Below are 14,006 nucleotides of genomic sequence, written 5' to 3'. Positions count from 1 at the left end.
GGCTAGCCGGGCACCGGCTCTGTTCGCGGGTGCTCAGCCGGACGCGCGCTTCGCCACCGCTTCGAGCAGTTCGGTGGCGGTCGCGCAGGCCTCGTCGGTGATGACGTGCTCGGTGCCCGGGTCGATGCGCAGGTCCACCTCCGCTCCGGCCCGCCGCAACAGCGCGGCCGTCTCCTCGACCCGGTGCCGGGGGACCCACGGATCGTCCTCGATGCTGCGCAGCACCACGGGAACCCCGCGCAGTGCCTGCTCGTCCGGCGCCGGCGGCGTCGTGCCGAGGTAGCCGCCGGTGAACAGGACGAGCCCGGCCGGCGGCCGCGGCGCGCTCAGCACCAGGTGCGACAACAGGCAGGCGCCTTGGGAAAAGCCCCACAGCACCACGCGGTCACGGTCGAAACCGGTCTCGGCGAGCCGGTCGAGGCACGCTTCCAGCACCCGCACCGACCGGTCCAGCGCCGGCTGGTTGCGCTCGACGGGCTCCAGGAACGACAGCGGGTACCACGTGTTGCCCTCGGCTTCCGGCGCGAAGAACCGCGCCGACGCCGTGCCGAGCCGCCGAGCCGTCGTCCGCATGAAGGCCGGGTCCTGGCCGCGGCCGTGCACGGCGAGCACGGCCAGGGCGGCCCGGTCCGCCGGGGCGCCCCATTCGGTGAGCGACGGGGTCACCGCGATTCCTGGAGATCGAGGAACACCCACCGCGCGCCGGGGGCCAGGCCGCTGAGCAGCTTGCCGCAGTTCTGCAGCACGACCGGGCTGGAGGTGATGTGCTGGGTGCCCGCGTGCAGGTCGCGGAAGAACCGCTGCAGGACGCCGTGGCGCAGGGCCGCCGTCGCCGCCCACTTGTAGACCGTCTGGCCCACGGCGTGCACCGACCACGTGGTGTTGTTGAGCATCAGCCGCGTCAGCGTCTCCTGCTCGGTGCCCAGGGGCTCGCCGCGGTCCAGGGTGGCTTCGTTGTCCGCCCAGACCTCCGTCGCCCACGCCCGCGCCGCGCGCAGTTTCGCCTCGGCCTGGGCGTACTCGGCGTAGAACTGCTGCGTGTCCACCGACGCGCCCGGGCTGCCGGTCTTCTTGGCCGCCAGCACTTTCAGCTCGTCGAGCATCCGGCGCCCGACGCCGAGCGCCCACCCGGTGTGGCAGACGCCGGCCATGTTCGCCAGTCCCATCCGGTAGATCGCGCCGCCGTGCCGGACGTCGGTGGTCGCGATGCCGTAGACGTGGCTTTCCGGCACGAAAACGTCCTCGCACACGTAGTCGTGGCTGCTGGTCGCCCGCAGGCCCATGACGTCCCAGTTGTCGATCACCGTGGCCTGCTCCTTGGGCAGCGTGAAGACCAGCGCCTCGCCGGTCTCCGCGCAGAGCGCGGCGGTGTGGATGTGGGTCGCCATCGAGATCCCGGACGCGAAGTGCCAGTGCCCGCTGATCCGGTAGCCGCCGTCGGTTCGCACGGCCGTGCCGAGCTTGGTGCCCTGGCCGGCGATGAGCACGTGCCCGCCGTGACCGGCGTCCGGGTACAGGTCCGCGGCGGCCTCCGGGCCGAGGTAGGCGGCCGTCGTGCCGGTGACCATCTGCACGGCCATGAAGGCCCAGCCCACCGAAGCGTCCGCATAGGACAGTTTGGCGATCGTGTCGATCACCTGGCGCGGCGAGAACTCGTACCCGCCGAGTTCGCGGGGGATGCCGATCCTGAACGCGCCGGTGCCCTGCAGGGCCTTGGCGGGCTCGTCGGGCACCCGGCCGAGTACCTCGCCCTGGTCGGCGTTCTCCTCGATGACCGGCGTGATCGCGTCGAGCCGGGCCATGACCGCGGCGAATTCGTCGCTGACGTGCAACTGGTTCACGATGTCCGTCCTCGGGTCTGCAGCGTGGCCAGGATCCAGTCGATGACGGGTTTCACGGTCTCGTCCGAGTTCGCCTCGAAGATCAGGCCGTGCCCGTTGCCGGTGATGCCGAAGTCCGGCAGGTGCAGCTGCCGGGCGTGGGCGCCGGCGGTGTTCAGGAACTCCACGACCTGCGGGGCGAACCCGGCGAACGCCGACGCGCCACCGGTCACGATCGCGACCGGTTTGCCCGCCAGCGCCGGGATGCGCCGCCCGCTGACGTCGGCCGGGTCGCCGGCCGGCGGGTCGTAGGCGATCTCGGCGCTGGTCAGGCCCCAGGTCAGCGTGCCGAGACCGGGGAACCGGGCGAACGGGGGACCCATCGGTTCGATCGCCGCGATGCCGACGACCCGGTCCGGCCGCGCGTCGGCGGTCAGCCAGCCGACCGGACCGCCCGCCGAATGGGTCACGAGCACGGCCTCGCCCACGACGTCGAGCAGCCTGCCCAGCCGGTCCGCGTCCAGGCGCTGCGACTCGGCCAGGTCGGCGGGCAGCGGTCCCATCGGGCAGAGGAGCTGGTCGACGTGCTCGGGCCCGTATGTCCACTGTGTCTGGTCGGTTCCGCCGGGCAGGAAGAGTGCTTCCGCGGCCTCGTAGGGGAACGGCGCACCCATCGGGGCGACGACGTCGGGGTGGTACGGCGAGCGTCCGTGCCCGCAGCGGTCGACGACGTAGACCGCGAACCCCGCCTCGACGAACCGGGTCGCCCACCCCGGCCTGCCGTCGGGAGTGCCGGTCCAGTCGGTGCCCTGGCCGCCGCCCCCGTGCACGAGCACGAGCGGGACCGGACGGGCGTCGCCCGGCGGCGCTTCCCACTGCACGAACAGCGGCGCCCGCTGCACTGTCCCGTATTCGGTGCGCACCCGCTCGCCGGGTACCCAGAACTGTCCACGCCGGACGGTGACTTCGTGCCCGCCGGCCAGGTGCGGTGCCGTCACGGTGCCCGCCCTCAGATGTCGATCGGTTCCAGCCGCCCCAGGATTTCGTCGCGGCGGTGCTCGAACTGTTCCGGCAGCTGGAAGCGGGTGCCGAGCTCGTGCGGGGACTCGTCGCAGGTCCAGCCGCCGTCGGCGTGGGTGACGGCGAGCTCGAACAGCGCGCCGCTCGGGGTGCGCACGTACACGCTCTTGAAGTACTTGCGGTCCTTCAGCTCCGAGATGTCGGTGTAGCCGCGCCCTTCGATCGCGAACTTCAGCTCGTCCTGGTTCTCCAGGGTGGCGGCGTTCCACGCGAAGTGGTGGTAGGTGCCGGCGCCGTAGCCCCAGGTGCCCTGGTCGTCGGTGCGGTTGACGGTGATCTCGAGGTGGTTGCCGTGCTTGGCGTCGCCGATCTGCAGCCCGATGACGTCGCCTTCCTCGGCGAGGCCGTCCTGGGCGAAGAACGACTCGCCGGCGAACTCGACCATGCGGTCGGGCGTGGCCATGTGCACCCCGATGCCGTGGATGCCGTGGATCGCGTGCTCCGGCGGCACTCCGTGGCCGGCGTGTCCCACCCGGTCGTCGCCGCTGTTGCCGACGAACAGGTACTCGATGCCCGAGGGGTGCCGGAACGCGAGCCGGCGCTTGCCGAACCGTTCGACGTCGGTGACCTCGACGCCGTGTTCAGTCAGCCTGCCGTGCCAGAAGTCCAGCGAGTGCTCCGGGACCGACAGCAGGACCTCGCGCGCCTGGTTGGTGCCGCGCTTGCCGAAGAACCCGGCCTGCGCCCACGGAAAGGTCGTGACCACGCTCGACGGGTCGCCCGCGGCGTTGGAGTAGTACAGGTGGTAGATCGGCAGGGAGCCGTCGAACAGGACGGTGCGCTTGATGAAGCGCATGCCGAGGATCTTGACGTGGAAGTCGACGTCTTCCTGGGCGTCCGCCACGGAGAGCGTCACGTGGTGCGAACCCTGCACGTAGGTCATGGGTGGCTCCTCTGCACTGAGATGTCCGCCGGGGCGAACTGTAGGAACGCGGCCGGCCGGCGTGTGGCGCGAGCGCGCACGGCCCTGTCGAACCAGCGCACTGGTCCGTGGCCGGGCGGCTGGGTACCGTGGGCTGACCGACCGTGGAGTGCGACGATGACGTCATTCACAGCGCTACCGGAACAGTTCGAAGGCGTCGCGCCGCGCCCGATCACGCTCACGTCGTGGGCGGCCGCCGTCCGGCGCAGCGTGCTGAGCTTCGAGTTCGACTGCGACCGGCCGGAGAAGTTCACCGGCCGGGTCCGCGACCGCCACCTGCACGGCGTCAGCTTCGTCGACATGGCCTCCGGACGGCACGCGGCCTACCGCGACCACCGCACGATCCGCCCCGCCGACGCCGGGTTCTACGTGCTCACCCTGCAGCTCGCCGGCGAGATCCGGATCGCGCAGGACGGCCGCGTGGCCGCGTTGAAGCCCGGGCTGTTCGCGTTGTACGACTCGGGCGAACCGGCGACGCTGACCGTCGGTGACGGCTACCGCTCCACCTGCATCCGGTTCCCCAAGACCGCGATCACCACCCGCCAGGACGATCCGCTCGCCGAGATCACGGCGACGCCGTTCGCCTGCGCGCCGGGCCTCACCGACACCGTGTGGAGCACGGTGCTCAGCGTCAACCGCAACCTCGAGTCGCTCGGGCCGCACGGACCCACCGCCATCCGGTCGCTGATGACCCTCGTCGCCGCGATGCTGCGCGGCGAACTCGGGAACCACGTCGCCGCGCGGCCCCCGCACGAGGAACTGCTCGAGCGGATCCTCGCCTACATCGACGGCCACCTGGCCGACACCGGCCTCGACCCGGGCCGGATCGCGGCGGCGCACTTCCTCTCGCCGCGGGCGTTGCACAGCCTGTTCGAACGGACCGGCACCACGGTGTCCCGCCGCATCCGCGAGCGCCGGCTCGAACGCTGCCGGCTCGACCTGGCCGACCCCGCACTCGCGCACGTGCCGGCGTCCGCCATCGGCGCACGGTGGGGTTTTCCCGGCGCGTCCCACTTCGGGCAGGTGTTCAAGCGGGAGAACGGGTTGACGCCCGCGGAATTCCGCCGGCAGACGTCGGCCGGTGCCGTTCCGGCACCCGGAAACTGACCAAAGGGGCAAACTTCCCCGCCGCCGGTTGACGGTCCCGGGCACCGGACACCAAGATCCGCCCCGACCGAGCTTCGGAGCCGGCACGCCGGCGAGCCAGGAGGAATTTGCGTGACTGCTGGAACGACGGTGCGGCCGGCGACGCGGTGGCTCCTCCCGCTCGTGCCGCCGATGATGCTGCTCGCGGCGTGCGGTCCGGCCCGGGTGGCCGGGTCGGCGAGCGCGGCCGCGGGCGGCCCGGCCACCTCGGCGAGCGCCACGGCCCCGTCGTCTTCGGCGCCGGCCGCCTCCGGGGCCGAGACGCCCGGAGCCGCCGTCGAGCAGTGGGTCACCCAGATCCTGGAAGAGAAATACACCGAAGCCTGTCTCTCCAGTGCTCCGCTGCTGCCCGCCGGTAAAGACGCCGAGTCCCTGTGCAAGAGTCCCAAAGCCGTGGCCAGCGCCAAGTCGCTGCGCGAGGCCTGGGCGAAGCCGGGCGTCGACCTCCCTCCGCAGGGAAAGGTCGAGGTGGCCGCCGTGCCGGCGAAGGGCGACAAGGTCACAGTGCCGGACACGGCGGTCAAGCTCGACGGCCGGACGCTGCGCGATCTCGAACTCGTCGGAGCCACCGGCGACACCGGCTCGTTCAGCCTCAGCTTCACGGTGCAGAAGCACGCCGGCGCCTGGTACGTCACGGGCTTCGACCTCAAGGCCTGACCCGGCTCGCCGCTGTCGACGCGGTGCCGGGCGAAGAACACGATCGGCGCGCGAGTCACGAATCGCGCGGCTGCCCGGTCAGTCCGTGAAGGTCACGGCCTTGTTCTTCTCCGGGTTGACCAGCCACAGCACCTGGTCGATGCCCTCGGCGGTGGCGCCGACCGTGAGCAGGCCGTACACGACGCCGTCCTGGAGGAGCACGGCGGAGGTCTGCCCGTTCGTGGTCGCCCACCGCACGTCGACGTCGTCCCAGAACCAGGTCGAGATCGCGTGCAGGAACTTCGCCACCCGCGCGGCGCCCACGACCGGCGTGCGGGCGACGCCCTTGCGGCCGTTGCCGTCGGACAGGCTGGTCACGTCCGGCGTGAAGAGCCGCTCCAGCTCGGCCATGTCGCCGGACCGCGCGGCGGCGAGGAACGTGGTGAGCAGTTCCCGCTGTTCGGCCGCGGGCACCGACGCGTGCCGTTCGCTCCTGAGGTGCTTGCGTGCCCGGCTGACGAGCTGGCGCACCGCGGCTTCGGTCGAGGAGAGGATGCCGGCGATCTCGGCGTAGGAGTAGTCGAAGGCTTCCCGCAGCACGTAGGCCGCGCGTTCGCCGGGGGTGAGCTTCTCCATCAGCAGCAGGGCCGCGAACTCCAGCGCTTCCCCGCGCTCGGCGCCCAGGTACGGGTCCGCGCCGGTGTCGACCGGTTCGGGCAGCCACGGCCCGACGTAGGTCTCCCGCCGGTTCCGCGCCGACTGGAGGACGTTGATGGCCAGCCGGGTGGCGGTGGTCGCCAGGAAGGCGTCCGGACTGGCCACTGTGGACCGGTCGTAGCCCTGCCACCGCAGCCAGACCTCCTGCACGAGGTCCTCGGCCTCGGCGACGCTGCCGAGCATGCGGTAGGCGATCCCGAACAGCCGCGGCCGAACGTTCGTGAAGGCGGCCGCGGCCGCCTCGATGTCGTCCGCTTCGGTGCTCACCCCGGAATCCGCCACCCCACCACTTTACGAGATCGGCGAGGTCACAAACCGCGGTGGTGTCCGGTCTTGGCTGGCGACACCGACCCGACGAACCGGAGTACCGCATGGACACCCGTGGCGCCCACGCCATCGACACGATCGACGATCTCCGCCGCCACCTGCAGTGGGCGATCGAGCTCGAGCACGCGACGATTCCCCCGTACCTGTGCGCGCTGTACTCGCTGGACCCGGCCCGCAACCCCGAAGCCACCCAGGTCGTGGGCACGGTGCTCGCCGAGGAGATGATCCACCTGGCCTTGGCGGCGAACCTGCTCAACGCCGTCGGCGGCTCGCCGAGGCTGGACACGCCGGAGCTGTTGCCGCCGTACCCGCATCCGCTGCCGCACGGTGACCGGTCCGTGCACGTGCACTTGGCTCCGTTCGGTCCGGAAGCGCTGGAGCTGTTCTTGCGCATCGAGCAGCCGGCGTCGGCGGACGCGCCCCCGCAGACCGAGGAGTACCGCACGATCGGGCAGTTCTACGCCGCGATCGAGGCCGGGTTGCGCGCGCTGTGCGACGAGCTGGGTGAGGAGCGGGTGTTCACCGGCGACCCGGCCCGGCAGATCGGCGAGTTCCACCTCCGCGGCGGGGGTGGCGAAGTGATCCCGGTCCGCGATCTGAAGTCCGCGTCGGCCGCGCTGGCGGAGATCGTCGAGCAGGGCGAAGGGGCCGCGCGCACGGACGTGTGGGACGGCGACCGCGACGTGTTCCACCCCGAGCGGGAGGAGGTGGCGCATTACTTCCGGTTCCAGGAGCTGAAGGTGGGCCGCCGCTACCGGACGGGCGACACTCCGCAGTCCGGCCCGACGGGCGAGCCGATCGCGGTCGACTTCGAGGGTGTGCTGCCGATGCGGCCCGATCCGCGGACCGCCGATTACCCGGAGGGCAGTCCGATCCGGGTCGCGCAGGAGGAGTTCAACCAGACGTACAGTCTCTTGCTTTATCAGTTGGAGGCGGCATTCACCGGCGGTCCGGGCGGGATGATGGACGCGGTCGGCACGATGTTCGCGCTGCGCAAGCAGGCGTTGGCGCTGATGAAGATGCCGACCGGTGACGGGAAGACGACCGCGGGCCCGACGTTCGAGTACGTGCCACCCGAACGCCGGAACTGAAGCACAGGTGGCGGCCGGCGATGACCCAGCCCGAGGCGGAACGGGCGTAAGGTCGCCGGTGTGGAAGACGCCGGACTCGTCGGGGTGCAGAAGACGCTCAGCCCGGTCCTGAGGGCGAAGGCGCTGGACAACAGGTTGCCGAACCCGATCCTCGGCGACGAGTACGCCGAGCGGGCGATGCGCCGTCTCGATCCCGGCTACGACGAGCGCAGGTTCGGCACCAGCCAGCTGGGCCTCGCCGCCGTGGTGCGCGCCAAGGCCCACGACGACTGGGCTCGCGGCTTCCTCGCGGATCACCCCGACGCGGTCGTGCTGCACCTGGGCTGTGGCCTGGACGCCCGGGTGTACCGGATCGACCCGCCCGCCACCGTCGATTGGTACGACCTGGACTACCCGGCCATCGTCGAACTGCGACAGCGGATCCTGCCCCCGCGGGAGCACTACACGATGATCGGTTCCAGCGTCACCGACCTGGGCTGGCTGGACCGCGTTCCGCGCGGCCGGCCGGTGCTGATGGTCGCCGAGGGACTGGTGCCGTACCTGTCCGAAGTGGACGCCCGCCGGCTGCTGACCGGCGTCGTGGACGCCTTCCCCTCCGGTCAGGTACAGCTCGACACGGTGTCGGTCTGGGCGTGGCGCACCTCGAAATGGGATCCCACGCTGCGCAGGTACGGCACCCGGTTTCGCTGCGGCTTCGACGATCCGGCCTCACTGGCCGGCTGGCACCCGCGGCTGGAGTACGTCGACGAGGCACCGATGAACGACTCGCCGGTGCTGATGGCCAAGGCGCCCGTGAACGTGCGCCGCGTGTACCGCCTCCTGAACCTGGTGCCGGGCATGAAACGGTCTTCCCGCATCGTGCGGTTCCGCTTCTGAAGGACGGCGCCGACCGGGGCGCCCGGTCGTCACGGCCGGTCGTAGGTGTAGAAGCCGCGGCCGGTCTTGCGGCCCAGCAGGCCGGCGTCGACCATGCGGGCGAGCAGCGGCGGGGGCGCGTGGAGCGGCTCCTTGAACTCCTCGTAGAGCGATTCGGCGACCGCTTTGGTCGTGTCGAGGCCGATCAGGTCGGCCAGCGCCAGCGGCCCCTGCGGGGGCGCGGCGCCGCGCACCAGGCCTTCGTCGATGGCCTCGCGCGTGGCGAAACCCGACTCGAACATGCGGATCGCGGCGAGGATGAACGGGATCAGCAGCGCGTTGACCACGAACCCCGCCCGGTCCTGGCAGAGGATTGCCTGCTTGCCGAGCACGTCGTGGGCGAACGTCCGGGCCCGGTCGACGGTGGCTTCGGCGGTGAGCAGGCTGGGTACCAGCTCGACCAGCGGGAGCACCGGCACCGGGTTGAAGAAGTGCACGCCCACGACCTGGGCCGGCCGCGCGGTCGCGGTGCCCAGCTTCATGATCGGGATGGACGAAGTGTTCGACGCCAGCACCGCGTCCGGCGCGGCCACGATCTTGTCGAGCTGCCGGAACAGGTCCGTCTTGACCGTCTCGTCCTCGACGATCGCTTCCACGACGAAGGTGCGGTCGGCCAGGTCGTCGAGTGCTTCGGTGACCCGGATCCGGCGCAGGACCTCGGCGGCGTCCGGGATCTTGCCCTTCTTTTCGGCGCGGGCCAGCGAGGATTCGAGCCGGCGGCGCCCGGCGTCCGCGGCGGCGGGGGTCGATTCGACGACCACGACGTCGAGGCCGGCCCGGGCGCACACCTCGGCGATCCCGGCCCCCATCTGCCCGCATCCGACCACGCCCACGCGTTCCATCGCCGCCACCTCTCCGGGACCGAGTACCATTCGAACGGTACTGGGTACCGACGGGTAGCTGAAGGTTCGCGGGTATGACGGCCGCCACGCCCGGGCTGGGCCGGCGGCGGCGAGGAGGAGCGGATGCCGGCCAAGGATCGCCTGACCGAGGCGGCGTTCGCGCTGTTCGCCGAACGCGGCTACGACCGGACCACGGTCGACGACATCACCGAGCGCGCCGGCGTCGGCCGCACGACGTTCTTCCGCGCCTTCCGGACGAAGGAAGACGTCATCTTCCCCGACCACGAGGTGCTGCTGGGCGCCATCGAGGAGCGCTTGCGCGGCTCCACCGACCGCACGGCGCTGATCGCGGTGACCGAAGGAGCCCGGCTGGTCCTGCGCCACTACCTCGCCGAGGGGGAGCGGGCGTCGACGCGTTACCGCTTGACGCGCAGCGTTCCGGCGCTTCGCGACCGGGAGATCGCGGGAGTCCAGCAGTACCACCGGTTGTTCCACCGTTTCCTGCACGGCTGGCTGGGCGGCGGCGCGGACACGGCGTTGCGGGCGGAGCTCATGGCGGGCGCGGTGGTGACCGCCCACAACCACGTGCTGCGCCGGTGGCTGCGCGGCCAGTCGAGCGATCCCGAGGCGGAGTTCGACACGGCGATGGCGTCGGCGGTCGGCCTGTTCACCCATGCCGGTGACGACGACGAAGCGTCCATTGTGGTCTTCCGGACGAAGAAGAACCTCGACACCGTCCTGCCGGAGTTGACCAGGGTGCTCGGCCGGAACCTGTGAGGTTCGCGCGTCGAGGTCGACGCGGCTTTGCCGGTGGTCACGGCGAGGCGGTGCTGCCGCTGTCTTCGAACCGCTCGTTGCCCAGCACGCCCAGCAGCTGCAGCTTCTCGAACGCCTCCGTGCGCGGAGGTGCCGTCAGCACCAGCAACGCCTGGGACTGGTCTTCGGTGAACAGCGCCTGGCAGTCCACCTCGATCTCGCCGAGCTGCGGGTGGACGAGCACCTTGTGGTCCTCGAACCGCTTCGCGACTTCGTGGTGTTCCCACAGCCGAGCGAATTCCTCGCTTTCGCGGATCAGCGCCCGCACCAGCTCCCCGGCCCGCGAGCGCGGACCCATCGAGCCGTGCGCGGCGCGCAGGTTCGCGACCAGGGCCCGGCTCTGGCGGTCACGGTCGCCCTCGGGGTAGAGCAGGCGCTCGTCGGGATCGGTGAACCACCGGTAGATCTCGCTGCGCGCGAGCCCGGTGTGGTCGGCCTTGCCGCCGTAGAGCGCTTCGGCGAGGCGGTTGCGCACCAGGACTTCGCCCAGGTTGGACAGGATGAGCGCGGGGGTGTCCGACAGCCGGTCCAGCACCCGCAGCAACGCCGGCGCCACGTGCGCGGCCGTCGCCGCGGGGGAGGGGGCCGTGCGGCCGGCCACTTCGAACAGGTAGTCGCGCTCGTCGTCGGTCAGGCGCAGCGCGCGGGCCAGCGCGGCCAGCATCTGCTCGCTCGGCTGCGGACCGCGTTGCTGCTCCAGGCGCGTGTAGTAGTCCGTCGACATCGCCGCCAGCGACGCGACCTCTTCCCGGCGCAGCCCGGCCGTCCGGCGGCGCGCGCCCGGCAGCAGGCCGACGTCCTCGGGCCGCAGCCGCTCCCGGCGCCGCCGCAGGAAAGCCGCCAGTTCCGCTCGGTCCATACCCCCAGTATCGCGCCCGCCGCGGCCGCAACCAGGGATCGCCGATCCCCCGATGAGTGCTCTCTGCCGCCGCCCGCCGGGCCGGGCGAAAGTCGGGGCATGGACATCACCGGAAACACCCTCTTCATCCCCGGCGCCACCAGCGGCATCGGCCTGGCCCTCGCGCTCGCCCTCAAGGACCGCGGCAACACCGTGGTCGTCGGCGGACGCCGCACCGAGCTGCTGGACAAGATCGCCGCCGAACACCCCGGCATCGGCACCGTCCGGATCGACACCACCGACCCCGCGAGCATCCAGGCGGCGGCGAAGGAGGTGCTCGCCCGCTACCCCGAGCTCAACGTGCTCGTGACCATGGCCGGCGTCATGCGCGTCGAGGACTGGCACCGGCCCGAGACGTTCCTCGAGTCCGCCGAGGACGTCGTGACGACCAACGTGCTCGGCCCGATCCGGCTGATCGCCGCGTTCGTCGAGCACCTGCAGACCCGGCCCGACGCCACCATCGTGACGGTTTCCTCGGGCCTGGCGTTCGCCCCGCTGAAGGTGACCCCGAGCTACAACGCGTCGAAGGCCGCGATCCACCTGCTGAGCGAATCACTGCGGCTGCAACTGGCGGACACCTCGGTGAAGGTCGTCGAGCTGGTGCCGCCGTCGGTTCGGACGGACCTGCTGCCCGGCCAGGCCGAGAACGCGCACGCCCTGCCGCTCGACGAGTTCGTCGCCGAGGTCATGGGCATTCTCGAGACCCAGCCGGACGCCAGGGAGATCCAGGTCGAGCGGGTCAAGTTCCTCCGCTACGGCGAGGCCCGCGGCGACTACGACCAGGTCGTCGCGGCCCTCAACGCCGCCGACCCGCACTAGACCGTCACGACGACCTTGCCGTGCACCGCGCCCTCGGCGGCGCGGGCGTGCAGGGCCGCCAGCTCGGCCAGCGGCACCCGCTCGGCGACGTCGACGCGCAGCTCGCCGGCGTCGACCAGCGCCACCAGCTTCGCCAGCTGTGCGGCGTCGCTGCGGACGAACAGGTCGACGCCGCGCACGCCGCGGTCCTCGTCGCTGGGCGCGGGCATCCACACCGTCGTGTTCACCACGACCCCGCCCGGCTTGACCAGGGTGACCAGCGCGGCCAGCTCCGCCGGGTCGACCGGCGCGAGGTTGAGCGCGACGTCGACCGGCTCGGCCACCGCCGCGGTCACGCCGGTGGCGGTGTGGTCGACGACCTCGTCGGCACCCGCGGCCTTGACCGCGTCGGCGCTGCGCGGGCTGGCGGTCGCGATGACGTGCGCCCCGGCCTCCTTGGCCAGCTGGACGGCGTAGCCGCCGACCGCGCCGCCGGCGCCGTTGATCAGCACGCGCTGCCCGGCGGTCAGCTTGCCGTGGTCGAACAGCGCCTGGTAGGCGGTCAGCGCGACCAGTGGCAACGCGGCGGCGTCTGCCAGGGGGACGTCCTTCGGTGCGGTGGTGAGGACGTCGGCCGGCACGAGGACGTACTCCGCCGCGGCGCCGGGCTTGTCCATCGGCAGGAAGCCGACGACCCGGTCGCCGACCGCCAGGCCGTCGACACCGTCGCCGAGTGCGTCGACCGTGCCGGCGACGTCGAGGCCGGGGGTGTGCGGCAGCTCGACCGGGATCGGGCCGCGCATGAAGCCGCCGCGGATGTTGCCGTCGACGGAGTTGAACGACGTCGCGGCGACGCGGACGCGGACCTGCCCGGCGGCGGGGACGGGCACCTCGACGTCCTCGTAGCGCAGGACGTCGGGGTCGCCGTAGTCGTGGAAACGCACTGCCTTCATCGGACTTCTCGCTTTCGGAAAGAGCTTCGAATTCGAAGCAACTAAGGAGCACGGTACTGCTGCTTCGAATTCGAAGCAAGTGAGGCCGGTCACCCTCGCCGGGTCCCTTGATCCACTCGGGTCCCAGGATCGTGGTCGCGGGCCCGGTCAGCCTGGGCCGGTTTGGCCCACCCTGAGCACGGCCGGCCCGGCGGACGCGCGGACGACCTCGCCGAGGCGGGCCGCGTCGGCCGAGCCCGGCGCCGCGGTGAGGACCACCGCCATCAGGTCGTCCCCGGGCACCCCGAGCAGGCTGCCGTCGAGCGCGATGTCTTCGCCGTCCGGAGTGCGGAACACGGCCCGGTTCTCGAAGGCGTCGACGGTTTCCGGGCTGCGCCACAGGGTGTCGAACGCGCGGCTGGTGCTCCGCAGCTCGTCGACGAGCTCGGCGAGCGCCGCGTCGGTGGGGTAGCGCAGGGAGGTGCCGCGCAGCCGGGCGGCGAGCGCGGCCCGGAACCCGGCCTGGTGCTCGTCGGTGCGGGCGATTTCCCTTCGCGGGTCGCAGAACGTGCGCCATGCGACGTTCCAGTCCCGGGCGCTTGACGCCGTCGAGCCGCCGAGCGCCAACCATGCGCCGTTGACGGCGATGGCGTTCCACGCGGCGTCGGTCAGGAACGCGGGGGTGTCGCCGAACCGCTCCAGCAGCCGCATCGCCGCCGCGCCGGCTTCGCGCGGCACTTGGCCGTCCACCGGGGCGTACCCGGCGAGGGCGCAGAGCCGTTCGTAGTCCGCCCGGCTGATCCGCAACGCGCGCGCGATGGCGGTCACCACGCCGGCCGACGGGTGGCGTCGCCCCTGCTCGAGTCGCCGGACGTAGTCCGCGGAGACCCCGGCCAGCTCGGCGAGCTCTTCCCGGCGCAGGCCGCGTACCCGCCGCCGGGCCCGATCGCCGGCCGGCTCGGTGTGCTCGCGCAGCCGGCGGACGGCGGCGCCGAGTTCGGACAGCGACATGGCGCCCAGTTTGCCCGGGTTCGCGTTCACGTGGGCCCTTCGAATTCGAAGCAGT

15 protein-coding genes are annotated in these 14,006 nt (G+C 71.8%); 6 read left to right on the top strand and 9 right to left on the bottom strand.

Going from position 1 to position 14,006, the window contains the following annotated elements; all coding sequences use genetic code 11:
• Positions 1-33: 33 nt before the first annotated feature.
• The 4 genes from ABFJ78_RS42685 to ABFJ78_RS42670 are packed head-to-tail and all read right to left on the bottom strand — an operon-like array spanning position 34 to position 3,783.
• Complete coding sequence (locus tag ABFJ78_RS42685; protein ID WP_436393146.1) at positions 34-666, bottom strand: alpha/beta hydrolase; 633 nt, start codon at positions 664-666, stop codon at positions 34-36.
• Complete coding sequence (locus ABFJ78_RS42680) at positions 663-1,841, bottom strand: acyl-CoA dehydrogenase (RefSeq protein WP_436393145.1); 1,179 nt, start codon at positions 1,839-1,841, stop codon at positions 663-665. Before ABFJ78_RS42680 ends, ABFJ78_RS42685 begins: the two co-directional genes overlap by 4 nt.
• Positions 1,838-2,818: an alpha/beta fold hydrolase gene (locus tag ABFJ78_RS42675; RefSeq protein WP_436393144.1), complete on the bottom strand. Its 981-nt coding sequence runs from the start codon at positions 2,816-2,818 to the stop codon at positions 1,838-1,840. Before ABFJ78_RS42675 ends, ABFJ78_RS42680 begins: the two co-directional genes overlap by 4 nt.
• A gap of 11 nt (positions 2,819-2,829) precedes the next feature.
• On the bottom strand, positions 2,830-3,783 hold the full coding sequence (locus ABFJ78_RS42670; RefSeq protein ID WP_436393143.1) for a VOC family protein: 954 nt from the start codon (positions 3,781-3,783) through the stop codon (positions 2,830-2,832).
• Positions 3,784-3,939: 156 nt separating this feature from the next.
• On the opposite strand from ABFJ78_RS42670, the gene ABFJ78_RS42665 reads away from it, so the two are divergent.
• Positions 3,940-4,929, top strand: coding sequence for a helix-turn-helix domain-containing protein (locus ABFJ78_RS42665; RefSeq protein WP_436393142.1), 990 nt, complete (start codon positions 3,940-3,942; stop codon positions 4,927-4,929).
• 111 nt (positions 4,930-5,040) lie between these two features.
• The gene (locus ABFJ78_RS42660; RefSeq protein WP_436393141.1) at positions 5,041-5,625 is read left to right on the top strand and encodes a hypothetical protein; all 585 of its coding nucleotides are present in this window, start codon (positions 5,041-5,043) and stop codon (positions 5,623-5,625) included.
• Positions 5,626-5,703: 78 nt separating this feature from the next.
• Here the strand turns inward: ABFJ78_RS42660 and ABFJ78_RS42655 are convergent, their stop codons facing one another.
• Positions 5,704-6,603 (bottom strand): RNA polymerase sigma-70 factor, encoded by a 900-nt coding sequence (locus tag ABFJ78_RS42655; RefSeq protein WP_436393140.1) that lies wholly within the window; start codon positions 6,601-6,603, stop codon positions 5,704-5,706.
• Positions 6,604-6,692: 89 nt separating this feature from the next.
• On the opposite strand from ABFJ78_RS42655, the gene ABFJ78_RS42650 reads away from it, so the two are divergent.
• A complete protein-coding gene (locus ABFJ78_RS42650) occupies positions 6,693-7,739 on the top strand; it encodes a ferritin-like domain-containing protein (protein WP_436393139.1) in 1,047 nt (348 codons plus the stop codon).
• A gap of 60 nt (positions 7,740-7,799) precedes the next feature.
• The gene (locus ABFJ78_RS42645; protein ID WP_436393138.1) at positions 7,800-8,615 is read left to right on the top strand and encodes a class I SAM-dependent methyltransferase; all 816 of its coding nucleotides are present in this window, start codon (positions 7,800-7,802) and stop codon (positions 8,613-8,615) included.
• 29 nt (positions 8,616-8,644) lie between these two features.
• Here the strand turns inward: ABFJ78_RS42645 and ABFJ78_RS42640 are convergent, their stop codons facing one another.
• The gene (locus ABFJ78_RS42640) at positions 8,645-9,496 is read right to left on the bottom strand and encodes a 3-hydroxybutyryl-CoA dehydrogenase (RefSeq protein WP_436393137.1); all 852 of its coding nucleotides are present in this window, start codon (positions 9,494-9,496) and stop codon (positions 8,645-8,647) included.
• A 123-nt stretch (positions 9,497-9,619) separates the two neighbouring features.
• Here ABFJ78_RS42640 and ABFJ78_RS42635 point away from each other — a divergent pair, with 123 nt between their 5' ends.
• Positions 9,620-10,273: a TetR/AcrR family transcriptional regulator gene (locus ABFJ78_RS42635; protein ID WP_436393136.1), complete on the top strand. Its 654-nt coding sequence runs from the start codon at positions 9,620-9,622 to the stop codon at positions 10,271-10,273.
• A gap of 37 nt (positions 10,274-10,310) precedes the next feature.
• Here the strand turns inward: ABFJ78_RS42635 and ABFJ78_RS42630 are convergent, their stop codons facing one another.
• Positions 10,311-11,171, bottom strand: coding sequence for a helix-turn-helix transcriptional regulator (locus tag ABFJ78_RS42630; RefSeq protein ID WP_436393135.1), 861 nt, complete (start codon positions 11,169-11,171; stop codon positions 10,311-10,313).
• 99 nt (positions 11,172-11,270) lie between these two features.
• Between ABFJ78_RS42630 and ABFJ78_RS42625 the strand changes: the two genes are divergently transcribed.
• Entirely contained in the window at positions 11,271-12,029 is a 759-nt protein-coding gene (locus ABFJ78_RS42625) for an SDR family oxidoreductase (protein ID WP_436393134.1), read from the top strand.
• On the opposite strand, the gene ABFJ78_RS42620 is transcribed toward ABFJ78_RS42625, so the two are convergent.
• Positions 12,026-12,961 (bottom strand): NADP-dependent oxidoreductase, encoded by a 936-nt coding sequence (locus ABFJ78_RS42620; protein WP_436393133.1) that lies wholly within the window; start codon positions 12,959-12,961, stop codon positions 12,026-12,028. The two genes, ABFJ78_RS42625 and ABFJ78_RS42620, sit on opposite strands and share 4 nt — an antisense overlap.
• A 147-nt stretch (positions 12,962-13,108) precedes the next feature.
• Positions 13,109-13,951 (bottom strand): helix-turn-helix domain-containing protein, encoded by an 843-nt coding sequence (locus ABFJ78_RS42615; protein ID WP_436393132.1) that lies wholly within the window; start codon positions 13,949-13,951, stop codon positions 13,109-13,111.
• Between the last annotated feature and the right edge of the window lie 55 nt (positions 13,952-14,006).

Source organism: Amycolatopsis sp. MEPSY49, assembly GCF_051337345.1.
Lineage (GTDB): Bacteria > Actinomycetota > Actinomycetes > Mycobacteriales > Pseudonocardiaceae > Amycolatopsis.
The sequence above is the reverse complement of the archived record's forward strand: the minus strand, read 5'-3'. Positions and strand labels throughout refer to the sequence as shown.